The organism is Variovorax sp. MPBD4-3 (genome assembly GCF_058809745.1).
Window position 1 is genome coordinate 29,569 of sequence record NZ_JBXASW010000038.1, and the last position, 21,850, is coordinate 51,418.

The window sequence follows — 21,850 nt, forward strand, 5'->3', positions numbered from 1 at the left end:
CAGGGCACGATTGCGGCAGATGAAATCTCTACGCGGTCAGTTGCTCTTTTTCTGGGTGCTGTTGTTCGGCATGTGCGCCACGCTGGCGGTGGTCATGCTCACGCTGTACCGCAGCAGCGCGGGCGCGCAGGTGGCGGCGGGGCGCACCGCCACCGAACAGTCGTGCCGGTCCATCGCGGCGCGCTATGCCCGCTCGGCCACCGCCCCCCCGACCGCCCAGCCGCAGGTCGACCTGCTGCAGGTGCTGCTGCAGCTGGTGCTGATAGAGGCGCCGCATGTCGAGGGCGGCGTATGGCAGGCCGGCGGCGGCCACCTGGCCTACGCCTACCCCACCTACGAAGGCAGCGGCGTCAAGCGCGACGTGCCCGCGGCCGAGCAGCCGCTGATCGCCGAGCTGGCGCAGCTCTCGGCGCGCACGCAGCAGCCGCAGACCGACGTGGTGCGCGGCAGCCGCGAGGCGCTGATCGTCTCGGCCTGCCCGCTGGCAACCCCGCGCAATGACCTGGCCGCCTGGACCATGACCCGCACCAGCGGCGGCGCGCTGGCCGCGCAGGACAGCCTGCGCACCGGCCTGGGCGTGTTGCTGGTGCTGGTGCTGGCCTCGGGCCTGTGGCTGGGCTTCATCCTGCTGCGCGGGCTGCGCCATGTGCAGCGCCTGGAAAGCCGGCTGGCCCAGGCCGACGCCGACGGCGGCGCCGTGCCCGAACTCCCCCGCACCGGCGTGCGCGAGCTCGACCGCATCGTCGACGGCTTCAACCACTACCGGCTGCGCTTCGAGGAGGCCCGCACGCATCTGCGCGCGGCCGCCCAGCAGCGCAGCCGCGACCAGCGCCTGGCCGCGCTGGGCCGCATGACGGGCGGCATCGCCCACGAGATCCGCAACCCCATCGCCACCATGCGGCTGAAGGCCGAGAACGCCCTGGCCGCCACGCCCGAGCGGCAGGGCGCCGCGCTGCAGGCCATCGTCGGCCAGATCGACCGGCTCGACGGCCTGGTGCAGAGCCTGCTGGCGCTGGTGCAGCCGGTGGCGCTGGCGCCGGTGGAAGTGGTGCTGCACCGCTGGCTCGACGAGCGCGTGGCCGCCGTGGCGCCCAAGGCCGATGCCGCCGGCGTGCAGGTCACGCTGCATCACGACCAGCCCACCAGCGCCACCTTCGACCCGGTGCATCTGGCGCGCGCGGTCGACAACCTGCTCGACAACGCGGTGCGCCATGCGCCGCGCGGCGGCCACGTGGTGCTTTCGGCCCTGCAGCCCGACGCGCGCACGCTGGCCATCCGCGTGGACGACGACGGCCCCGGCGTGCCCGAATCGCTGCAGGCCAGCCTGTTCGAGCCATTTGCCACCGGGCGCGCCGACGGCACCGGGCTGGGCCTGGCGCTGGCGCGCGAGGTGGCGCTGGCGCACGGCGGCGATCTGCGCCACGTGCCGCTGACGCCGGGCGCCCGATTCGAACTGGAGCTTCCATGGCGCATCTCCTGATCGTCGACGACGACGACGCCTTCCGCGACACGCTGGCCGAGACGCTGCAGGGCCTGGGCCATGAAACGGTCCCGGTCGCCAGCGGCGCCGAGGCCATCGAGACGGCCTCGCGCGAACGCTTCGACGCCGTGTTCCTCGACCACCGCATGCCCGGCATGGACGGCCTGCAGACGCTCGCCGCCCTGCAGGCGCGCCTGGCGCGGCTGCCGCCGGTGATCGTGCTCACGGCCTTTTCGAGCGCGGGCAACACCATCGAGGCGATGCGCCTGGGCGCCTTCGACCACCTGGCCAAGCCCATCAGCCGCGAGGCGGTGCGCGAGGTGCTGGAACGCGCGCTGCAGCAGCAAACGGCGGCCCTGCCGTCCGCCACGGCGGCAGCGGACGACGACAGCGACCTGATCGGCCCGAGCCAGGCCATGCGCGAGGTACACAAGCGCATCGGCCTGGCGGCCGCCAATTCGATGCCGGTGCTGGTGCTCGGCGAAACGGGCACCGGCAAGGAAATGGTGGCGCGCGCCCTGCACCGCCATTCGGCCCGCGCCGGGCAGCCTTTCGTGGCCGTCAACTGCTCGGCCATTCCGAAGGAGCTGCTCGAAAGCGAGCTCTTCGGCCATGTGCGCGGCGCCTTCACGGGCGCCACCGGCGAGCGGCCCGGGTGCTTTCGCGCGGCCGACGGCGGCGTGCTGCTGCTCGACGAGATCGGCGACATGGCGCTGGACGTGCAGGCCAAGATCCTGCGCGCCCTGCAGGAGGGCGAGGTCACGCCGCTGGGCAGCCACAGGACGGTGAAGGTCGACGTGCGCGTGGTCGCGGCCACCCACCGCGACCTGGCCGCCGCCGTGCGCGAAGGACGCTTCCGGGAAGACCTGCTGTACCGGCTCGACGTGCTGTCGATCCGCATGCCGCCGCTGCGCGAACGGCTGGCGGACATCATTCCGCTGGCGGAGCACTTCCTGCGCCGCGCCGCGCTGCAAGGCGCACCCGATGCCGTGTCCAAGGCGCTGTCGGCCGAGGCGGCGCAGCGGCTGCTGAGCCACCCGTGGCCGGGCAACGTGCGGGAGCTGCGCAACGTGATGGAACGCTGCCATGCGCTGGTGCGGCACCGCGTGATCGGCGGCGCGGACCTGGACCTCGCGCTCGGAGCCCCGGCTCCCGGCGAAGCACCCGCCACGCTGCCTGCCGACTGGCTCGAGGGCGAGCTGCCCGCCGCCGTCGAGCGGCTGGAGCGCCTGCTGATCGCGCACGCGCTGGCGCAGACGCAGGGCAATCGCGCCGAAACGGCACGCCGGCTGGGCATTCACCGGCAGCTGCTGTATCGAAAACTGGCGCAGTACGGCCTTGAATGAGCCACGGGTGTCCGCAAACCGGACACCCGGTGTCTCCGGATCATGCGGCGCCAAGCAGCGTGATGCTCGCAAGTTGTTGATTTGAAAGGATTCATGGGCTGGCACGTTGTGTGAGATGTCTTTGGGCATCCACCCTTCAAGGAGCCATCCATGACACATCGCATCACCTTCCTCGCTGCCGCCTGCCTGCTGGCGAGCAGCGCCGCCTTAGCACAGGTGCCGCCGCCACCCGGCGGCCCGGTGCCCCCGCCGCCGCTCGGCGCCACCGCCCCCATGCCGCCCGCCGCGCCGGAAGCGGGCACCGTCGCCAGCGGCCGCGTGCAGCAGTGGCTCATCAACCCCAACGGCGAAGCCGACGGCCTGCTGCTGAGCGACGGCACGCAGGTCGCATTTCCGCCGCACCTCTCGGCGGCGGTGATGCAGATGCTCAAGCCCGGCGACACGGTGCAGGTCAGCGGCTGGCGCGCGCCCAACGTGCCGGTGGTGCGCATGCAGGCCCTCGTCGCCAACGGCCGCAGCCTGACAGACCAGCCTCCGGCGCCCGGCATGGCACCGCCGCCGCCGCGCGACCCGGGCGCGCTAATCGCGCTGTCAGCGGGCGGTCGCATCGAACGCCTGCTCTACACCGACCGCGGCGACGTGCGCGGCGTGGTGCTCGCCGACAAGACCACGGTGCGCTTTCCCCCGCACATCGGCGCCATGTACGGCGCGCAGCTGCAACCCGGCGCACAGCTCCATGCACGCGGCTGGGGTACGCGCAGCGCGCAGGGCACGGCGCTGGAAGCCACCAGCCTCGGCCCGACCGCGGACACGGTGCGCGAGGTTTTCGGCGGGCCGGGCCTGGAACCCGCACCGCGCGGTCCCGGCGGTCCCCGCGGTCCGAGGGGCGCGGGCCCCACGCCGCCCGCGCCGCTGATGGCTCCGCCGGCCCCGGTACCAGCCTCCTGATCTTGCTGTCCGGCCCGCCATGACCACCACCGCCGCACCCTCGCGCCGCAGCCTGCGCGCACTCGACGCACTGGCCTTCTTCGCACCCGACATCCAGGGCGGCGTCGGCCCGTTCCTGATCGTCTTCATGGCCGGCACGCTGGCCTGGGACCCGCAGCGCATCGGCACCGTGATGTTCGTCTCGGCGCTGGTCGGGCTGCTGGTGCAGGCGCCGGCCGGGGCGCTGATCGACAGCGCGCGCCACAAGCCGCGCTGGATCGCCGGCGCCATTTCGCTCATCGCGGCGTGCCTGGTGGTCATGGCGCACTGGCCGGGCTACGGCGTGATCCTGGCGGGGCAGTCGCTCATCGGCGCGGCGGGCACGCTGGTGGCGCCCGCCATCGCGGCCGTCAGCCTGGGCATGGTGGGCCGCGCCGGGCTGGACGCGCGGGTCGGCCGCAACGCCGCGATCACCGCGGCGGGCACGGTGCTGTGGGCGCTGGGCACCGGCTGGGTGGGCCACGCGTTCGGCCCGCGTGCAATGTTCTTCTACGCGGTGGCGATGGCGCTGCCGACCATCGCGGCGGCCATGCTGATCCGCAAGCGCGACGTCGATCCGAAGCTGGCGCGCGGCGCCGATGCCGATCACGACGAGGCCGGTGCGCCGCACTCCACCGCACGGTGGTACGACCGCCGCTTCATCGTGCTGCTGACCTGCGCCTTCCTGTTCCACCTGGCCAATGCCGCCATGCTCACGCTGGTGGCGCAGAAGGTCGGCACGCAGGCCGGCACCTCGGCCACGCTATGGCTTTCGGGCGGGGTCATCGTCACGCAGCTGGTCACCATCCCGATCGCCCTGGCGGTCGGGCGCTGGGCGCCGCGGCTGCCGCGCAAGCCTATCTTCCTGGTCGGCTTCGCGGTGCTGCCGGTGCGCGGGCTGCTGTACCTGCTGGCCGACAGCCCGGCCGCGCTGCTGTCGCTGCAGGTGCTGGACGGCATCGGCGCGGGCATCTTCGGCGTGATGCTGACCCTGATGATCGGCGACCTCACGCGCGGCAGCGGCCACTTCAACTTCGCGCTGGGCATCGGCGCGGCCTGCGTGGGGCTGGGCGCGGCGCTCAGCAACCTGGTGGCGGGCACCGTCGCGCACCTGGCCGGCTACGGCACGGCCTTCGTGATGCTGGCGGGCATCGCGGCCGCTGCGCTGACGCTGTTCGCGCTCGCGATGCCGGAAACTCGCGAGCGGCGCCGTTCGATGGCGAACGCGCCGGCCGCCTCCGCACTGACCATCGCCGCTCCATGACCAAAGACACCGTGTCCGCCCTCGCACCCTCCTCGCCCGCCGCTTCCGGCGCCGACGCGCCCGCAACCCACGAAGGCGGCGGCAACGGCCTGCTCTGGGTGCTGGTGGCGGTGGCGGTGCTGTTCGCCTTCTTGCGCCCGCGCGCGCCGATGGACTGGCTCAAGCTGGTCGACTGGCAGACCGTGGGCGCGCTGGCCGGACTGCTCGCCATCACGCAGGGCGTGGAGAAGAGCGGCATGCTCCAGTCGGCCGCCCAGCGGCTGCTGGCGCGCACCACCGACCTGCGCCAGCTGGCGCTGCTGCTGACCGCCACGGCGGCCATGCTGTCGGCGCTGGTCACCAACGATGTGAGCCTGTTCCTGCTGGTGCCGCTCACCCGCGTGCTGGCCACCCAGGCGCACCTGCCGCTGGCGCGGCTGGTGGTGCTGCAGGCGCTGGCGGTGAACGCGGGCTCCGCGCTCACGCCCATCGGCAATCCGCAGAACCTGTACCTGTGGCACCGCACCGGCGAGAGCTTCGGCGGCTTCATGCTGATGATGGCGCCCACCGTGCTGGTCATGCTGTTCTGGCTGTTCGTGGCCGTTTGGCTGCTGGTGCCGCGCACGGCCATCGCGCTCAAGCCGGCGGCCGAGGCCGCGCCGGTGCAGCCGAGGCTGCTGGCGCTGTCGGGCGTGCTGTTCGTGGGCTTCGTCGTCGCGCTCGACCGGCACTGGCTGCTCGCGGGCCTGGCGGTGGTGTTCGTCGCCTACCTGCTGTTCCAGCGCCGCGTGCTGCTGGGTGTCGACTGGGCGCTGCTCGCCATCATCGCGCTGATGTTCGTCGACCTGCGACAGCTCGCCGAGCTGCCGGCGGTGGCTTCGCTGGTGGGCCAGTGGCCGATTGCCGAGGGCTGGCGCGCGTACCTCGCGGCCATCGCCACCTCGCAGTTCATCAGCAACGTGCCGGCCACCATCCTGCTGGACCGCTATGTGCACGACCTGCCCGCGCTGGCGGCGGGCGTGAGCGTGGGCGGCTTCGGCTGCGTGCTGGGCTCGCTGGCCAACCTCATCGCCCTGCGGCTGGCCAAGGTGCCGCACGGGCTGCGCGAGTTCCATCGCATCAGCATCCCCTTCCTGGTCGTGTGCGCGGCGTCGGCGCTGCTGCTGCGGCTCGGTTGATCGCGTTTTCCGTTCCACAACCACACTCAAAAAGGACATTCCATGCCACATCCCCACGACACCCTCGACGTCTGGTCGGTCGAAGGCCGGTTCCAGCATCTGATCTACAGCCCCAAGGGCGGCATCGAAGGCGTGCTGATCGACACCGACGGCGTGCCCACGCAGTTCGTGTTCGAGCGCCACGACGAAGACGCCGCGGCCGCGTTCGCCGGCCTGAAGTCCGGCCAGGCACTGGTGATCGAAGGCATCGAGGAAGGCCCCTCGCCCAAGGGCGAGGCGCAACACACGGTCTACCGCTTCGAACGGCTGGCCTCGGTCGACGGCAAGGCCCCGCGCCAGGCAGAGGCCGCCGCAAGCATCGACGGCCAGGTGGTGCGCTTCAACTACGCGCGCCACGGCGAGGCCAACGGCGTGGTGCTGGACACCGGCGACTTCGTCCACACCAAGCCCGACGGCATGGCGCGCCTGGGCCTGAAAGTGGGCGACAAGGTGCGGGCCGAGGGCCGCACGCAGCCGCTGGCGACCGGCAACGGGCGCGTGGTCGAAGCCGTGCGGGTCAACGGACAGGCCGTGCGGGACGACGCCGACGAGGGCTGATCGATCCCGCTTGTGGCACGGCCGGGGCTGCGCGGACAATCCGCTGCAGCCCATGCATGCCCACGCTTCCTCCCAGCCGTTCCACCAGCCCCGCCATGAACTCGCCCTGCGCGACTATGGCCACTCGCACGGCAGCCACGCGCACGACCACTTCCAGGTACTGATCGGCCTGGACGGCGTGCTCGAGATCGAAGTGGAGGGCCGGGGCCGCGGCATCGGCGCAGGCGAAGCGCAGGTGATCGCCCCGGGCGAGCGGCACGACTTCAACGCGCGCAAGCACGGCAGCCTGTGCCTGGTGCTCGACACCACGCAGCCGGCATGGGCGCGCTGCGCCGAGCGCGCACCGGCCGGCGCGCCGCAACTGCACACGCTGGCGCGCTACCTGGCGCAATGCATCAGGCAGCCGCAGGCCTCGGCGCTGGCCCTGCTGCACGGCCCCGCGCTGCTGCTGGAGGCCTGGAGCCCCGGGCCGGCGTCTTCGGACTCGCGCCGTCGCCGCATCGACTGGCCCCTGCTCGCCGACTGGGCCCGGGCCCGCTGGCACGAGCAGCTGGGCGTGGCCGACCTGGCCGATGTCGCCTGCCTGAGCCCGAGCCAGTTCGCGCAGCGCTGCCGCGAAGAACAGGGCATGAGCCCGATGCACTGGCTGCGCTCGCTGCGGCTGGCGCATGCGCGCGAACTGCGGCTCGGCGGCATGGGCGTGGCCGAGACGGCGCGCCGCACGGGCTACCGCTCGCCGTCGGCGCTGACCGCCGCGCTGCGCCGCTGATTTCACCGCTGATCCCGCCGCAAACCGTCGTTGCGCGACGACAGTCCGTCATTGCGCGACGCTCGCATCGCGTAGCCTCGCCGGCCATGCCGTCCACATTCTTTGCCCTGCTCGCCATTGCGCTCTGGGCGACGCTCGCCTCGCTGGGCACCTCGCTGTCGCACCTGCCCCCGTTCCTCACGACCGGTATCGCGCTGATCGTCGGCAGCGTGCCGAGCTGGCCTCTGGTGCTGCGCGACCGCAGCGCATGGAAGGTGCCGCCGCGCACGCTGGCGCTGGGCATCTACGGCCTGTTCGGCTATCACTTCCTGCTGTTCATGGCGCTGCGGATCGCGCCGCCGGTGGAAGCCAACCTCGTCAACTACCTGTGGCCGCTGCTCATGGTGGTGCTGGCGCCGGTGCTGCTGACCGGCATGTCGCTGCGGCCGGTGCACGTGGTGGCGGCGCTGCTGGGGTTCGCGGGCGCGGCGGCGGCGATCCTCGGGGCGCGGGGAGCCGTGGCCTCCGGGCCGGCAACCACGTACTGGGGCTTCCTGCCCGCGCTGGCCTCGGCCGTGATCTGGGCCAGCTACTCGCTGTGGACGAAGCGCGTGCCAGCCTTCCCCACTTCCGCCATCGGGCTGTTCGGGCTGGTCTCGGGCCTGCTGGCGCTGGCCTGCCATGCCCTGCTGGAAACACCGGCCGTGTTGTCGGGCCGCGACTGGCTGCTGCTGGTGCTGTGCGGCCTCGGCCCGCTGGGCGCGGCCTTCTTCCTGTGGGACATGGCGCTCAAGCGCGGCGACGCGCGGCAGATCGGCATCCTGAGCTACATCACGCCGCTGGCCTCGACCGCGCTGCTGCTCGCCGTGACCGGCCGGCCGCTGACCTGGAGCATCGCGCTCGCGGCGATCCTGATCATCTCGGCCGCGCTGATGGGCACCCGCGCGCGCTGAATGCGCCTGCGTCCGACGGCGCGCCGCGCGTTTTCTGGCAGAGTGGCGGCTCAGGAACAAAGGAGCCACGCATGAACGAAAAGAACGGTGATTTCGAGATCACGCCCAAGCTCGTGTTCGACATGAACCTTGCGCTGTACCTCGATCTGGTCGCCGCACTGGAAACCGCGGGCGCCGTCACCTACCGCCAGATGGCGGCCCGCGTTCTGAACATCAGCATGGATGCCCGCGACGACGGCGAAGCCGGCCTGTCGACGGTGCTCGAAGGCATCGCCAAGGGCTTCGCGGGCCGGGGCGACGGCCTGTCGATCGAGCTGCTGAAGGCCGCGCGCGGCCTGCGGGACGACGAGGCGATGGGCGACATTCCCATGCGCCCCGAAAACGACTGAAGCGTCCCCCGCCCGTCGATCAGTCAGTCGATCAGGCTTCGGCGACCTGCAGCACCAGCTTGCCGAAGTTCTCGCCCGCAAAGAGCTTGTTGAGCGACTCGGGGAAGGTGTCCAGTCCCTTGACGACGTCTTCCTTGCTCTTCATGCGGCCGTCCTTCAGGTAGCCGGCCATCTCGGCGATGGCGATGTGATACCGGTCGGCGTAGTCGAACACCACGATGCCCTCCATGCGCGCGCGGTTCACCAGCAGGCTCAGGTAGTTCTTCGGCCCGGCCGAGGGCATGCTGTTGGCGTTGTTGTACTGGCTGATGGCGCCGCAGATGATGATGCGGGCCTTGCGCGCGAGCCGCGCCAGCACCATGTCGAGGATCTCGCCGCCGACGTTGTCGAAGTAGACGTCCACGCCCTTCGGGCAATGCGCCTTGAGGCCTTCGCGCACAGCGCCCGCGCCGGCCTTGTAGTCGATGCAGGCGTCGAAGCCCAGCTCCTTGACCACCCAGTCGCACTTGGCGGCGCCGCCGGCGATGCCGACCACGCGGCAGCCCTTGATCTTGGCCAGCTGGCCCACGGTCTGGCCCACGGCGCCCGCCGCGCCGGAGACCACCACCGTCTCGCCCGGCTTCGGCTGGCCCACGTCCATCAGCCCGAAGTAGCCGGTCATGCCGGGCATGCCCAGCACGTTGAGCCACTGGGTGATGCTGCCGACGCTCAGGTCGATCTTCACCAGGCCGTTGCGCTTGAGGTCGTCCTGCGCGATGAGGATGTATTCCTGCACGCCGAGCGTGCCGTACACCGTGTCGCCGACGGCGAACTTCGGGTTCTTCGAGGCCACCACGCGGCCGACGCCGCCGGCGCGCATCACCTCGTCGATGGCCACGGGCGGGATGTAGCTCTTGGCGTCGTTGAGCCAGCCGCGCATGGCCGGGTCGAGCGACAGCGACAGCGTCTTGACCAGCACGCCGCCCTCGGCCGGCTCGCCGACGGGCTCGGTGGTGAACTTCCAGTTCTCGCGGGTGGCGGCGCCTTCGGGGCGCTTGGCAAGGCGGACCTGGTGGTTGGTGAGGGGGCTGCTCATGGTGTCTCCTTGAATGACGGGCCGGGCGCCGCGTGGGCACGGAGGCGCATCGTAGCCGCGCACCGCGCGCCCTCCGTAGCCCCGCCTGTAGCGCAGGCGACAGCCGGGCGCGGCCGCGCGCTACACCAGCCGCACGATGATCTGCAGCCCCGGCGAGGCGTTGCGCACCATGAGTTCGCCGCCGTGCGCCTCGGCGATCAGCCGGCACAGGTACATGCCCAGGCCGACGCCGCCGGTGGCCCGCGCCCGCGCGCCGTCGGTGCGGTAGAAGGGCTCGGTGAGCCGCTCCAGCTGCGCATCGTCGACGCCGGGGCCGTGGTCGCGCACCTCGATCTCGACGCCCTGCTGCTTGCCGTCGAGCACCGCGCGCAGCGACACGCAGGGCGGGCGCGGCGCGTCGTTGCTGTAGCGCAGCGCGTTGTCCAGCAGGTTGCGCACCAGCAGGCGGATGCGCATGCGGTCGACGGAATGCGGCGGCAGGCCGTCGGCCAGGTCCAGGTGCACCTGCTGCGCGCCGGGCATCTCGGCCACGGTCTCGCGGATCAGCACGGCCAGGTCGACCGGCTCGCGCTGCAGCGCCACGTGCGGGCTCGCCAGCCGTTCGCTTTCGAGCAGGTCGCTGATGAGGTCGCGCATCTCGTTCAGGTCGCGCAGCAGCGCCTCGCGCTCGGCCTGGCCTTCGGGCGTGGCCGGCAGCAGTTCGGCGTTGAGGCGGGCACGGGTGAGCGGCGAGCGCAGCTCGTGGCTCAGCGCGAGCAGCAGGCCGCGCTTGGCATCGAGCATGGCCTGGATGTCGTCGGCCATGGTGTTGACGCGCTGCGCGAGATCGCCGAGGTCGTCGTTGCGGCGGACCGGAATGGGCTGCGAGAACTCGCCCCGGCCGAAGCGCTGCGCGCCTTCGCGGATGTCGATCAGCGGCCGCAGCAGCCGGCTCACGTAGGCATAGGCCAGCAGCACGCACGACAGCAGCACGCCGAGCGTGGCCCAGCCGATGACGCGCGGCGCCAGCTCCCAGAGCTTGGGCGACCAGCCGAAGATCACGCGGTGCCCATCGGCGGTGGAGCGGATGAACCACTTGTCGCCGCCGGGCCTGTCGTCGCGGTCGTGCATCCAGCCGCCGGGGCTGTTCGCGCCGCCGGGGTTGGAGTCCCAGTTGACCGTGGGGCCGACGATGCGGATGGTGATGGGAAGGCGCGCCACCAGCGCCTGCGCGCGCGCCACGTCGGGCGGCGTGCCGATGTCGGCGACCAGGCGGTCGGTGTAGTCGGTCAGCATCGGCCTGGCGGCCTCGGCCCAGCCGGTGGAAAAAGCCCGCTTCATGCCGCCCATGAAGACCACCGCCATCACCATGGCCAGCAGCACGAACATCAGCACCAGCCGCACGCGCAGCGAACGGCGCCAGCGACGCTTGCCCTGCACCTTCTCGTTCCAGCGCGCATGCCACTGCTTGTGCCACTCCTGGCGCCATTCTTCGTCGCGGCATTCCATGCGCCGCCGCATCTCGCGGGGGAACCTGCGGTTGAAGCTCATGCAGTCTCGCTGCGCGCCACGGCCAGCGCGTAGCCGGCATTGCGCAGCGTCTTGATGCAGTCCAGCGGCTCCAGCTTCTTGCGCAGGCGGCTCACCACGATGTCGACCGCGCGCGTGTAAAGCTCGGCCTCGTGGCCGCGCAGGCGGTTGAGGATGTCGTCGCGGCTGAAGACCTTGCCCGGTTCGCCGGCCAGCAGCGCAAGCAGCTCGAACTCGGTGCCGGTGAGCTCCACGCGCTCGCCGTGGCGCAGCACCTGGCGGCGGTCGAGGTCGATCGACAGGCCGTCGAACACCCGTTGCTGCGTGCTGCTTGCAGCCGGCGGCGCGCTGCGCTGGCGGCGCAGGATCGTCTGCACGCGCGCCACCAGCTCGCGCGGCTCGAAGGGCTTGGGCACGTAGTCGTCGGCGCCCAGTTCGAGGCCGACCACGCGGTCCATCACTTCGCCGCGCGCGGTGAGCATCACGATGGGGATGTCGCTTTCCTTGCGGATCTCGCGGCACAGCTCGAAGCCGTCCATCTCGGGCAGCATGACGTCGAGGATGGCGGCGTCGTATTGGCCGGCGCGCAGCTTGGCGAGGCCTTCGCTCGGGCGCACGGCGCTCTCGAGCGTGCAGCCGAAGCGTGCGAAGTAGGTGGTCAGCGGCGCGGCGAGGTGTTCGTCGTCGTCGATCAGCAGGATGCGCGGCATGGCGGGATTGTGCCTCCTGGCAAGCATGTGGCGGATGACTTCGCTCACCATCAGACCCGCCGGCATCGCACCGCCCAGGTCAGGCCCGCCACCAGAATTGCGAGCAGCAGCGCGTGGTAGACCACGTCGCCCGTGGAGCCGGGGCCGATGCCGGCCACGATGGTGCCCAGCCCGACCAGCGTGCCCAGCAGCGCGAAGCCCTGGCCGAAGATCGCGGCGCGCCGCGCATGCGCGGGACGCAGCCAGGTCTCGACCGCAGCCAGCACCAGCACCGTCGCGATCACCGCCTCGGCGATGCGCGCCGGTGCGTGCGCATGGCCCGGCACGAGGTAGCCGGCATGCACCGTCGACGCGACACCGAGCGTGAGCGCCTCGGCCAGCATCCATGCGCGCGCGATACGCGGGCGCATGACGGGGGCGGCGATCGCGCTCACCACGGATCGGCCCGGCCGATGCGGCCGAGATGCGTGAGACCGAAACCGGCGGCGTACTTGAGCCCGTAGCCGAGCGCGCGGTCGAAGCCGATGTGGGCGAACCAGATCAGCCCGCCGGCCACCGCCCACGGCGTGGCCGCGAGCACGCCGAGCGCGAGCAAAAGTGAGGGGCCGACGTACGAGTGCGTCGCGTTGTACAGCGCCGCGCCCACGCGCGGCCCGGCAAGGTAGCCGAGCATCGCGAGGTCGGGCGCCAGCAGCCAGAGCGCGAACACGCCCCAGCCCAGCCCGTACTGCGCGTACGCGGCGAGCGCCACGCCGAGCACCACCGCGCCCTCGAGGCGCAGCAGCGCACGCACGCCACCCGCGGCCGCGGCGCCAGAGGCCTGTTCGCGGGATACCGCGAAACCGGCTTCGCCGGGCCGCAGGTATCGCCCCCGGAGAGGGGGAAGGCGAAGCGACACGAAGTGCGCGAAGACTGGGGGCGAGCCCATGCTCAGTTCCAGCGGCGGCCGCCGCGCTCCATGAAGTCGCGCACCTTCTGTTGCTGCGCGGCATTCAGGTTGTCGTAGAAGTCGGCGGCGGCCGCGATGATCTCGGGGCTGCCGGCGCGCACCGCCGCGGTCTTCTCGTCGACGAGTCGTGCGGCACCGGCCTGGTCGAGCTTGTTGCCCGCGAACAGCGCCTTGAACTGCGAACGCGGGTCGCCCGAGCCGCCTGCGCCGCGCATGGCTTCACGCTGCGCCTGCATCTTCTCTGCCAGCACGGTGAGCTTCTGTTTCTGGTTGGCGTCGAGCTCCAGCTTGCTGCCCACGCGTTCGACCATCTTGGCGCGGAACTCGGCGCTGTTGCCGCTCCAGCCGTGGCGGTGGCCGGCACAGCCGGCGATGCTGCCGGCCACCACCGCGAGGCCCGCAAAACCGAAGAGACTACGTTTGATCCAGTTCTTCATGGGAGGTCCTTGTGTTGTCTGTGAGGAGGAAGCTCCATGGTGCGATCCGCACCGGGCCAAGTCCTCTCGCCGCGGTATCGGCGTGTTTCGTTTTATTGCCGCACTGCCCGATTACAGGCGGCTGCTCTTGGCGTTGGCCGCCGAGGCGCGCGCGTCCACCGGGTTCTGCATGGTCGAGATGACCTGGCTGTTCACGCGCGAGCCCGAGGACACGTTCTGGTCGGGCGCCGCCGCGGTGCGCACGGCTTCCGCGACGACGCGGGCGCGCTCGGTCGACACGGCAACGGTCTCGGAACCGCGCGAGCCGCGCACCACGTTCTGGTCGGGGGCGGACGCGGTGCGCACGGCTTCGGCGCTGACTTCGGCGCGGCTCTTGGCCGACACGGCGGGCAGCACGCCCTCGTAGCTTTCAGCCTTGGCGCCGGCCGCCGCGAGCATGGCGAACGAACCGACGGCGATGATCTGGGTCAGGGAGAGAGATTGCTTCATTTGGCAGGCCTTTCTTTCAGGGGTTGGAAGAGAAGGCCTGATCGTGCTTGCGGGGTCGCCGCAAGTCCTTTCGCCGCAGTTTCGGCGTGTTTCGTTTTATTGCGGCGCTAGTGCTTTCGCAGCAGCCGCAGCAGCACCGCAAGCGCAATGCAGGGCGCGAGCAGCGCCCAGAAGCCCGCATGCGCGTAGCCCAACCCGCCCGCCAGCGAGCCGGCGGCGAACGCGGCCACCGGCGGCCACGCCTTGTGCAGGCGGGCACCGGCCGCCGCCATGCCGGGCGCGCGCGTCGCGATGTCGACCAGGTCCATCACCAGCTGCGTGACGTTGCCTGTCATCACGGTGCTGGGCGTCAGGCGCGAGAACACGCTGCGCGCGGCGGTGTTCTGCACCGACATCGCCAGCACGCCCATCAGCCCGACGCCGATGGCCTGCATGCCGCCGCCGTGTGCGAAGGGCCCGGCCCACACGCCCGCGAGCATGAAAGCCACTAGGCCCGCAAGCTGGATGACGACCAGCGGCGCCGCGGTGTCGCGCCCTTGCCGTTCGCGCTGCAGCTGGAACAGGCGCGTGGCCGCGACGCCGATGACGAAGGTGGGCAGCGCCAGCAGCTTGCCGACCACATCCGCATGGCCGTCGCCCGCCATCGCCGCGCCGATCAGCACGAAGTTGCCGGTGACGTGCGCGGTGAAGAGGCCGAACAGCGCGACGAAGCCGAGCGTGTCGACGAAGCCGCCGGTGAAGGCGAGCAGCATGCCGTGGCCGGGAGGATCGACGGGCGCCACGTCGGCAGCGTGGGCGGCGTGGGCGGCGGGCGCGGCGGGCGCGGCGGGCGTGGACGAAGGCGAAGTCATGCGAGCGATGTCCCTTGGCAATGCGCGGTGCCGCGCGCCACGAAAAGACTCAGCCCGCGAGCGCGGCGGCCGGGTCGTCGGATTCGAGCACGCCCCTGGCCCACGCCTCAAGCTTGCCGGTGTCGGCGCGCAGCACTTCCTGCTTGACCGCGAGGATGCGCGAGGGGTGCATCGAGAAGCTGCGCAGGCCCAGCCCGAGCAGCAGCCGCGTGAACGCCACGTCGCCCGCCATCTCGCCGCACACCGACACGCCCTTGCCCTGCCGGCGGCACTCGGCGATGGTGTCGGCCACGAGCTTGAGCACGGCCGGGTGCGCCGGGTCGTAGAGGTGCGCCACCGACTCGTCGGCGCGGTCGATGGCCAGCGTGTACTGGATCAGGTCGTTGGTGCCGATCGACAGGAAGTCGAAGTGCTTCAGGAAGATGCGCAGCGTGAGCGCCGCGGCCGGTATCTCGATCATGGCGCCGAGCTTGACCGGGCCGTACACCGCGCCGCGGTTGTCGAGCTCGGCCCGCGCGAAGTCGATCAGCGACATGGTCTGGCGGATCTCGCTGGCATGCGCGAGCATGGGAATCAGCAGGTGGATCTCGCCGTGCGCGGCGGCCCGCAGGATGGCGCGCAGCTGCGTGAGGAACATCGCCGGGTCGGCCAGGCTCCAGCGTATGGCGCGCAGGCCGAGCGCGGGGTTCAGGTGTTCCTGCTTGTTGGCCGACTTGCTGTCCAGCGGCTTGTCGGCGCCCACGTCGATGGTGCGGATGGTGACCGGCATGCCCTGCATGCCTTCTACCGCACGCTTGTAGGCCTGGTATTGCTCTTCCTCGTCGGGCAGGCGCGTCTGGCGGGCCGAAGATTCGCGGCCCATGAAGAGAAATTCGCTACGGAACAGCCCGACGCCCACCGCGCCGGCCTTGACGGCGCCCACGGTGTCCTCGGGCATCTCGATGTTGGCCAGCAGCTCGACGCGCTGGCCGTCGAGCGTGACGGCCGGCTTGTGGCGCAGCCGCGCGAGGCGCCCGCGCTCCAGGTCGCCCTGGCGCTGCTTGAAGCCGTATTCGGCCAGGATGATCGGCGAGGGGTCGACGATGACCACGCCGGCATCGCCGTCGATGATGACCCAGTCGTCCTGGCGCACCAGCTGGCTCGCGGTGCGCGCGCCCACCACGGCCGGGATGTCCATGCTGCGCGCGACGATGGCGGTGTGCGAGGTGCGCCCGCCCACGTCGGTCACGAAGCCGGCGAACACGCTCTTCTTGAACTGCAGCATGTCGGCCGGCGACAGGTCGTGCGCGATCAGCACCAGCGGCACGTCGATGCCGTCGCCCGCGGTGGGGTCGTCGTGCTCGTCGTTGTCGTCGACCGGCGCGGCGGCGCGCTTGCGGCGCGGCGGGCTCGGCGCGAGTACGGCGGCCGTGCCCTTCATGCGGTGCAGCAGGCGCTCGACCACCTGCTCGAGGTCGGCCTTGCGCTCGCGCAGGTAGGCGTCTTCCATCTCGTCGAACTGGCGCGCGATGATTTCCAGCTGCGTGGTCAGCGCCCATTCGGCGTTGTAGAGCCGCTCGCTGATCCAGTGCTTGACGCCGCCGCTCAGGGCCTCGTCCTGCAGCAGCATCTGGTGCACCTCGAGCAGCGCCGCCAGTTCGTGCGGCGCGTCGTTGGGGCCCATCTGGGCCACGTTGGCCTGCAGCTTGGTGAGCTCGTCGGCCACCGCGTTGCGCGCGGTGCGCACGCGGTCGATCTCGGTCTCGATCTCTTCGGGCTTGATGAAGTAGTGGGCCACGTCGATGCGGCTCGACACCACCAGCACAGCGCGCCCGATGGCAATGCCACGGGCGACAGGGAGGCCGTGGACTGCGAAGGTCATGGGAGAGTCCTTATTCGCCTTCGCCGAACTTGTCGTCCATCAAGTGGACGATGGCGTTCATCGCTTCTTCTTCCTGCGGGCCGTTGGTTTCGAGCTCCACGGTGGAGCCGAGCCCGGCGGCCAGCATCATGACGCCCATGATGCTCTTGGCATTGATGCGGCGGTCGCCGCGCGAGAGCCAGACCTCGCAGGGAAAGCTGCCTGCGAGCTTGGTCAACTTGGCCGATGCGCGTGCATGCAGGCCCAGCTTATTGCTGATGGTCACGGATTTCTTGATCACTGTGCTTTCTCTTCGCCTGGTTCTGGGGAGCGGCCGCCGCCACCTGCATGACACCCGCGGTGCCGCCGGCCAGGGCCCGTTGCACCAGAGTCTCGAGCGGTTCGTGCCGGTAGGTGACGGCGCGCAGCAGCATCGGGAGGTTGACCCCCGCCACCAGCCGCGACCGGACGCCGTCCACCAGCTTCTGCGCCACGTTGCAGGGCGTGGCGCCGAACACGTCGGCCAGCACCAGCACCTGCGCGCGGGGCGCGTGCAGCTGCTGCGCGAGCGTGATGCGCGCGGCGGCCAGCGTTTCTTCGGGCGACACGTTGGGCAACACGTCGAGCGCGACGATGGCCTGCTCGCAATCTGGGAACACATGCAGCGCGCACTGCCGCAGCGCATGTGCGAACGGTGAGTGGGCGATGATGAGGATGCTGTTCATGCGGGACGGAGGACGACGCGCCGATTATGCGGGGGCGCCCAGTGGATGTAGATATATGACACAACGCGGCAGCGCGGCAAACCGGACAGTGCCGCCCCGGGGCGAGCGGCACGCGCGGCTATCAAAACAATAGCAGCCTCGCTTCACGGGAGGCGCAGGCCTTCGAAGAAGGTTTGCGAGGCATCGGCCGCGGAGGGCTTGCCGAGCACGGTGGCCTGGTAGAGCGCCACGGTGCCGTCTTTCTGCGATTGGGCGAACCACAGCACCTGCACAGGCGCGCCGGCCTGCGCCGGTCGGGCATCGAGCCGCAGCGGCGGCGGCACGGCGGTCGCGCGCTGCACGCTGGCGCTGGTTTCGGTCACCTGCATGCCGCCGAGCTGGGCGCGGGTGGCGGTGCGCCACGCATTGAGCCAGGCTTCGGCCTGGGCCGGTCCGCTGGCCGAAGCGTGCGCGATGGCGAAGGTCGCGCCGCCGGCTTCGCAGCCCGTCATGTCGACCTGCACTGATTCGGCACCGAGCGGCACGGCACGGTTCGCCTTGTCGGCCTTGCAGGGCAGCATCGCGATCAGCCCGGCGTCGCCGACCGGCACGTCGCGCCAGTTGAAGGTGGGGCTGCAGGCGGCGAGCAGGGCCGCCGCGACCAACGCAAGCCAGGAAGATGGAAAGGGCGACGACGGCATGGGGGAGCGATTATCGAGCCGCCCGGGGCCGGCGGGGCGTCGCAAGCACGATCGGGCGGGCGGAACTAAAATCGCGCCGCCCTTCTCTCTACGCTGCCATGAAAAAATACATCGCCGCTGCCGCCGTCGTCATCGCATTGGCCACCGGCGTGGGCGTGTACCTCGGCTCCGGCGCCACCGCCGCCCCGGCCTCGACCTTCGTGCTGCTCGACGGCTCGAAAAAGAGCACGGCCGACCTGAAGGGCAAGGTCACGCTGGTCAACTTCTGGGCCACGAGCTGCGTGACCTGCGTCGGCGAGATGCCCAAGGTCATCGCCACCTACGACAAATACAAGGCCCAGGGCTACGACACGCTGGCAGTGGCCATGAGCTACGACCCGCCGAGCTACGTCGTCAATTTCGCCGAAACGCGCAAGCTGCCGTTCAAGGTGGCGATCGACAACACCGGCAGCGTGGCGCAGGCCTGGGGCGACGTGAAGCTCACGCCGACCACCTACCTGGTCAACAAGCGCGGCGAGATCGTGAAGCGCTATGTGGGCGAGCCCGATTTCGCCGAGCTGCACAAGCTGATCGAGAAACTCCTGGCCGAAGCCTGATCCTTCGGCCGGCGACAAGAAAAAAGGCGCTCCGAGGAGCGCCTTTTGTTTTTACTGGTTGCGGAAGCTGTCGTGGCACGCCTTGCAGCTCGCGGCGGTCGGGCCGAACTGGGTCTTCAGCGCGTCGATGTTGCCGGCCTTGGCTGCGACCAGCAGCTTGCCGGTCTCTTCGACCAGCTTCTGCTGCCGTTCCTTGAACTTGGCGTCTTCCTTCCACACGTCGGTCCTGGCCTTGCCGCCCTCGGTGCCGGGGCCGAAGGCCGCCCAGGGCAGCTTCGCCATGTCGGCGACCACTTCGGCGTTGGCGGCGGCCACGGCGGCGTCGTAGGGCGCACGGCCGTTGGCCATGGCGCCGAGACGGCTGAAATGCTGGCTCATCACGAACAGTCCGCTCTGGCGGTACTTGATGGCGTCCTCGGGCTTGGCGAACTGGGCCGCGGCGGGCAGGGACATCGCAGCGCAGGCGGCTGCAAGGGCGAACGAAGCAAATCGGGTCATCGGGGCTCCTCGTTGGGGAAACGCCGTCTGGCGCGGCGCGGCGCGAGTGTAGGTCGCGCCGGCGCCGGGCTCATAGCAACAACCCGAAGCGAATGAGGGTCCGGACTTTGCTAATCTGCGCCTTCCGCAGCATTGCGCCCTCCGCGCCTCCTTCGATGACCGACTCTTCCGTGGCCGCCCCTCGAACGGCCTTCGGCACCGGCACGGCCACCCGGGTCTGGGACCTGCCGACGCGCCTTTTCCACTGGGCGCTGGCGATTGCCGTGATCGGCCTGATCGGCACCGGCCTGAACGGCATCATGGAATGGCACTTCCGCCTGGGCTACGCGGTGCTCGCGCTGCTGCTGTTCCGGCTGGCCTGGGGCTTCGTCGGCGGGCGCTGGTCGCGCTTCGCGGCCTTCGTCTACCAGCCGGGCTCCGTGGTCGCCTACCTGCGCGGGAAGGCGCATCCGGACCATCTGATCGGGCACAACCCGCTGGGCGCCCTGTCGGTTTTCGCCGTGCTGGCCATCCTCGCGCTCCAGGTGGCGACCGGGCTGACGGCGGACGACGAGATCGCGGCCTCCGGACCGCTCACGCGCTTTGTCTCGAGCGAGACGGTGAGCCTGGCCACGAGCTGGCACAAGGCCTGGGGCAAGTGGATCGTGATAGCGCTCGCGAGCCTGCACGTGCTGGCCGTGCTGTTCCATGCACTCGTCAAGCGGCGCCGGCTGGTGCGGCCGATGGTGACGGGCGACAAGCTGATCGCCGCCGGCGCCGGAGGCAATGTCGCACCGAGCCGCGACGATGCGGCCTCGCGCGCGTTTGCCCTCGTGGTGTTCGCGCTCTGCGCGGGCGTGGCTTACTGGATTTCTTCGTTGCGCATATGAGCTTTTCCGTTTCACGCCCACTGCCGCTGGCGGCCATGCCCGCCGTCGTGCTGCTGACGCCCGAGGAGGCGCACGAGATCGATGCCGTTCGCGCGATCTTCCGCGACTATGCGAATTCGCTCGGCATCGACCTCGACTTCCAGGATTTCGAAGGCGAACTGGCCGGCCTGCCGGGCGAATATGCCGAGCCGCGCGGCACGCTGCTGCTGGCGCTGGTCGATCCGGTCAACGTGAAGGAAGACGCCGGCCGCCAGGCGCCGACCTTGAAACGCGCCGACGGCACGCTGGCGCACGTTGCGGGATGCTGCGCGCTGCGTCCGCTGGACAGCGCGGACTACGCCAACGCGGCCGAGATGAAGCGCTTGTACGTGCGCCCCGGTTTTCGCGGACTGGGCCTGGGCCGGCAGCTGGCCGAGGCGATCCTCGATGCCGCGCGCAGCTCTGGCTACGGCTGCGTGCTGCTCGACACCCTCGACGACATGGAGTCGGCGCGGGCCCTCTACGAAGACCTGGGCTTCGCGGAGGTACCGCCCTACTATCACAACCCCGTCGCCGGGGCCCACTACCTGAAGGTGGATCTCTAGCCGGATCAGCCGCGGGCTTGCGCCAGCAGCGTCTCGGCGTTGCTCACTTCGAACTTGCCCGGCGCTTCGACGTTCAGCGTCGCGACCTTGCCGTCCTTCACGAGCATCGAATAACGGTTGCTGCGCAGACCCATGCCGCGGCCGGTCAGGTCGAGCGTGAGGCCGGTGGCCTTGGCGAAATCGGCGCTGCCGTCGGCCAGCATGCGCACCTTGGCGCCGGTCTTCTGGTCGCGCGCCCAGGCGCCCATCACGAAAGCGTCGTTCACGCTCACGCACCAGATCTCGTCCACGCCGGCAGCCTTGAAGTCGTCGAAGTGCTGCACGTAGCCCGGCACGTGCTTGGCCGAGCAGGTGGGCGTGAAGGCGCCCGGCAGCGCGAACAGCGCGATGGTCTTGCCGGCCGAAGCCTTGGCCACGTCCACGGCGTTCGGGCCGATGCTGCAGCCCTCGCCCTCGACTTCGGAATATTCCTGCAGGGTGGCCGCGGGAAGGGTGTCGCCGACTTTGATCATTCGATGTGCTCCAGAAAAAGAAAAACGGCCCACATTGTGGGCCGTTTCCGGATTGGTTGCCCCAGGGGGCACCAATGATTGATCAGACCAGGACGGCCTTCTCGACCAGACGGGTCACGACCCAGTTCTTGGTCTTCGAGATCGGACGGCTTTCCGTGATCTCGATGGTGTCGCCCAGCTTGTACTCGCCCTTTTCGTCATGGGCGTGGTACTTGCTCGTCTTGGCCACGATCTTGCCGTAGAGCTCGTGCTTCACACGGCGCTCGACCAGCACGGTCACGGTCTTGGCACGCTTGTCGCTGACCACCTTGCCGATCAAGGTGCGCTTGAGGGATTTTTTAGCTTCCGTCATGTTCACTCCTTACTTGGCGGCTTGGGTTTCTTGCTGCTTTTGCGCAAGAATGGTCTTGGCGCGTGCGATGTCGCGACGCGTCACGCGCAGCGTCGAGGTGTTCGACAGCTGTTGCGTGGCCTTCTGCATGCGCAGGCCGAAATGGGCCTTCTGCAGATCCTTGATTTCGGCTTGCAGGCCTGCGACGTCCTTCGTGCGCAGGGTTGCGGCCTTCGTCACCTTGGCCGGAGCCGCGGTTTCTTTCTTCTTACGGGTTGCCATAAGTGTTCTCCTC

The 21,850-nt window shown here is 70.3% G+C and carries 28 protein-coding genes; 12 read left to right on the top strand and 16 right to left on the bottom strand.

The features are described 5' to 3' along the window. Positions 1-19 precede the first annotated feature (19 nt). The 9 genes from AC1RVW_RS20465 to AC1RVW_RS20505 all read left to right on the top strand — a co-directional run bounded on the left by AC1RVW_RS20465 (position 20) and on the right by AC1RVW_RS20505 (position 8,900). Positions 20-1,480: a sensor histidine kinase gene (locus tag AC1RVW_RS20465; RefSeq protein ID WP_493202122.1), complete on the top strand. Its 1,461-nt coding sequence runs from the start codon at positions 20-22 to the stop codon at positions 1,478-1,480. Beyond that, complete coding sequence (locus tag AC1RVW_RS20470) at positions 1,465-2,826, top strand: sigma-54-dependent transcriptional regulator (protein WP_493202124.1); 1,362 nt, start codon at positions 1,465-1,467, stop codon at positions 2,824-2,826. The genes AC1RVW_RS20465 and AC1RVW_RS20470 overlap by 16 nt, the downstream gene beginning before the upstream one ends. Positions 2,827-2,976: 150 nt before the next feature. Next, a complete protein-coding gene (locus tag AC1RVW_RS20475; protein WP_493202126.1) occupies positions 2,977-3,774 on the top strand; it encodes a hypothetical protein in 798 nt (265 codons plus the stop codon). A gap of 19 nt (positions 3,775-3,793) precedes the next feature. Continuing rightward, positions 3,794-5,056, top strand: coding sequence for an MFS transporter (locus tag AC1RVW_RS20480; protein ID WP_409194417.1), 1,263 nt, complete (start codon positions 3,794-3,796; stop codon positions 5,054-5,056). Next, positions 5,053-6,213, top strand: coding sequence for an SLC13 family permease (locus tag AC1RVW_RS20485; RefSeq protein ID WP_493202128.1), 1,161 nt, complete (start codon positions 5,053-5,055; stop codon positions 6,211-6,213). The genes AC1RVW_RS20480 and AC1RVW_RS20485 overlap by 4 nt, the downstream gene beginning before the upstream one ends. 42 nt (positions 6,214-6,255) lie before the next feature. Further along, positions 6,256-6,810, top strand: coding sequence for a hypothetical protein (locus AC1RVW_RS20490; RefSeq protein WP_493202130.1), 555 nt, complete (start codon positions 6,256-6,258; stop codon positions 6,808-6,810). Between the two features lie 52 nt (positions 6,811-6,862). Continuing rightward, positions 6,863-7,579 (top strand): helix-turn-helix domain-containing protein, encoded by a 717-nt coding sequence (locus AC1RVW_RS20495; protein ID WP_493202132.1) that lies wholly within the window; start codon positions 6,863-6,865, stop codon positions 7,577-7,579. A gap of 86 nt (positions 7,580-7,665) precedes the next feature. After that, a complete protein-coding gene (locus AC1RVW_RS20500; protein WP_081266144.1) occupies positions 7,666-8,511 on the top strand; it encodes a DMT family transporter in 846 nt (281 codons plus the stop codon). Between the two features lie 71 nt (positions 8,512-8,582). Further along, entirely contained in the window at positions 8,583-8,900 is a 318-nt protein-coding gene (locus tag AC1RVW_RS20505) for a hypothetical protein (RefSeq protein ID WP_081266143.1), read from the top strand. A gap of 31 nt (positions 8,901-8,931) precedes the next feature. Here AC1RVW_RS20505 and AC1RVW_RS20510 read toward each other — a convergent pair whose 3' ends face one another. The 12 genes from AC1RVW_RS20510 to AC1RVW_RS20565 form a co-directional block, all read right to left on the bottom strand. Continuing rightward, a complete protein-coding gene (locus tag AC1RVW_RS20510; protein WP_081266142.1) occupies positions 8,932-9,975 on the bottom strand; it encodes an NADP-dependent oxidoreductase in 1,044 nt (347 codons plus the stop codon). Between the two features lie 120 nt (positions 9,976-10,095). Then, positions 10,096-11,475 carry a HAMP domain-containing sensor histidine kinase gene (locus tag AC1RVW_RS20515; RefSeq protein ID WP_493202165.1) on the bottom strand — a complete coding sequence of 460 codons (1,380 nt, stop codon included), beginning with the start codon at positions 11,473-11,475 and terminating at the stop codon, positions 10,096-10,098. A 26-nt stretch (positions 11,476-11,501) separates the two neighbouring features. Further along, positions 11,502-12,194, bottom strand: coding sequence for a response regulator transcription factor (locus tag AC1RVW_RS20520; protein ID WP_172839771.1), 693 nt, complete (start codon positions 12,192-12,194; stop codon positions 11,502-11,504). A gap of 50 nt (positions 12,195-12,244) precedes the next feature. After that, complete coding sequence (locus tag AC1RVW_RS20525; RefSeq protein WP_493202136.1) at positions 12,245-12,628, bottom strand: hypothetical protein; 384 nt, start codon at positions 12,626-12,628, stop codon at positions 12,245-12,247. After that, positions 12,625-13,122, bottom strand: coding sequence for a DUF4260 domain-containing protein (locus AC1RVW_RS20530; protein WP_493202138.1), 498 nt, complete (start codon positions 13,120-13,122; stop codon positions 12,625-12,627). Before AC1RVW_RS20530 ends, AC1RVW_RS20525 begins: the two co-directional genes overlap by 4 nt. 2 nt (positions 13,123-13,124) lie before the next feature. After that, positions 13,125-13,580 carry a Spy/CpxP family protein refolding chaperone gene (locus tag AC1RVW_RS20535; protein ID WP_493202140.1) on the bottom strand — a complete coding sequence of 152 codons (456 nt, stop codon included), beginning with the start codon at positions 13,578-13,580 and terminating at the stop codon, positions 13,125-13,127. A 111-nt stretch (positions 13,581-13,691) separates the two neighbouring features. Beyond that, on the bottom strand, positions 13,692-14,069 hold the full coding sequence (locus tag AC1RVW_RS20540) for a DUF4148 domain-containing protein (protein WP_493202142.1): 378 nt from the start codon (positions 14,067-14,069) through the stop codon (positions 13,692-13,694). A 107-nt stretch (positions 14,070-14,176) separates the two neighbouring features. After that, positions 14,177-14,920 (bottom strand): YoaK family protein, encoded by a 744-nt coding sequence (locus tag AC1RVW_RS20545; protein WP_493202144.1) that lies wholly within the window; start codon positions 14,918-14,920, stop codon positions 14,177-14,179. 49 nt (positions 14,921-14,969) lie between these two features. Further along, a complete protein-coding gene (gene ptsP / locus AC1RVW_RS20550) occupies positions 14,970-16,781 on the bottom strand; it encodes a phosphoenolpyruvate--protein phosphotransferase (RefSeq protein WP_081266135.1) in 1,812 nt (603 codons plus the stop codon). A gap of 10 nt (positions 16,782-16,791) precedes the next feature. Beyond that, positions 16,792-17,061: an HPr family phosphocarrier protein gene (locus AC1RVW_RS20555; RefSeq protein WP_081266134.1), complete on the bottom strand. Its 270-nt coding sequence runs from the start codon at positions 17,059-17,061 to the stop codon at positions 16,792-16,794. Then, positions 17,030-17,485, bottom strand: a complete 456-nt coding sequence (locus AC1RVW_RS20560) for a PTS sugar transporter subunit IIA (protein ID WP_081266133.1) — start codon at positions 17,483-17,485, stop codon at positions 17,030-17,032. Before AC1RVW_RS20560 ends, AC1RVW_RS20555 begins: the two co-directional genes overlap by 32 nt. Positions 17,486-17,628: 143 nt before the next feature. Continuing rightward, a complete protein-coding gene (locus tag AC1RVW_RS20565) occupies positions 17,629-18,165 on the bottom strand; it encodes a hypothetical protein (protein WP_493202148.1) in 537 nt (178 codons plus the stop codon). Positions 18,166-18,263: 98 nt separating this feature from the next. Between AC1RVW_RS20565 and AC1RVW_RS20570 the strand changes: the two genes are divergently transcribed. After that, positions 18,264-18,761 carry a TlpA family protein disulfide reductase gene (locus tag AC1RVW_RS20570; protein ID WP_493202150.1) on the top strand — a complete coding sequence of 166 codons (498 nt, stop codon included), beginning with the start codon at positions 18,264-18,266 and terminating at the stop codon, positions 18,759-18,761. Positions 18,762-18,812: 51 nt separating this feature from the next. Here the strand turns inward: AC1RVW_RS20570 and AC1RVW_RS20575 are convergent, their stop codons facing one another. Beyond that, complete coding sequence (locus AC1RVW_RS20575) at positions 18,813-19,259, bottom strand: c-type cytochrome (protein ID WP_493202152.1); 447 nt, start codon at positions 19,257-19,259, stop codon at positions 18,813-18,815. A gap of 155 nt (positions 19,260-19,414) precedes the next feature. Here AC1RVW_RS20575 and AC1RVW_RS20580 point away from each other — a divergent pair, with 155 nt between their 5' ends. Both AC1RVW_RS20580 and AC1RVW_RS20585 read left to right on the top strand, forming a co-directional pair. After that, positions 19,415-20,128 (top strand): cytochrome b/b6 domain-containing protein, encoded by a 714-nt coding sequence (locus AC1RVW_RS20580; protein WP_493202154.1) that lies wholly within the window; start codon positions 19,415-19,417, stop codon positions 20,126-20,128. Then, entirely contained in the window at positions 20,125-20,712 is a 588-nt protein-coding gene (locus AC1RVW_RS20585) for a GNAT family N-acetyltransferase (RefSeq protein ID WP_106936580.1), read from the top strand. The genes AC1RVW_RS20580 and AC1RVW_RS20585 overlap by 4 nt, the downstream gene beginning before the upstream one ends. Before the next feature lie 5 nt (positions 20,713-20,717). Here the strand turns inward: AC1RVW_RS20585 and AC1RVW_RS20590 are convergent, their stop codons facing one another. The 3 genes from AC1RVW_RS20590 to rpmC all read right to left on the bottom strand — a co-directional run bounded on the left by AC1RVW_RS20590 (position 20,718) and on the right by rpmC (position 21,795). Next, the gene (locus AC1RVW_RS20590) at positions 20,718-21,224 is read right to left on the bottom strand and encodes a peroxiredoxin (protein WP_081266127.1); all 507 of its coding nucleotides are present in this window, start codon (positions 21,222-21,224) and stop codon (positions 20,718-20,720) included. Between the two features lie 82 nt (positions 21,225-21,306). After that, the gene (rpsQ, locus tag AC1RVW_RS20595; RefSeq protein ID WP_015867662.1) at positions 21,307-21,576 is read right to left on the bottom strand and encodes a 30S ribosomal protein S17; all 270 of its coding nucleotides are present in this window, start codon (positions 21,574-21,576) and stop codon (positions 21,307-21,309) included. A gap of 9 nt (positions 21,577-21,585) precedes the next feature. Then, positions 21,586-21,795 carry a 50S ribosomal protein L29 gene (gene rpmC, locus AC1RVW_RS20600; RefSeq protein WP_026284221.1) on the bottom strand — a complete coding sequence of 70 codons (210 nt, stop codon included), beginning with the start codon at positions 21,793-21,795 and terminating at the stop codon, positions 21,586-21,588. Positions 21,796-21,850: the final 55 nt, after the last annotated feature.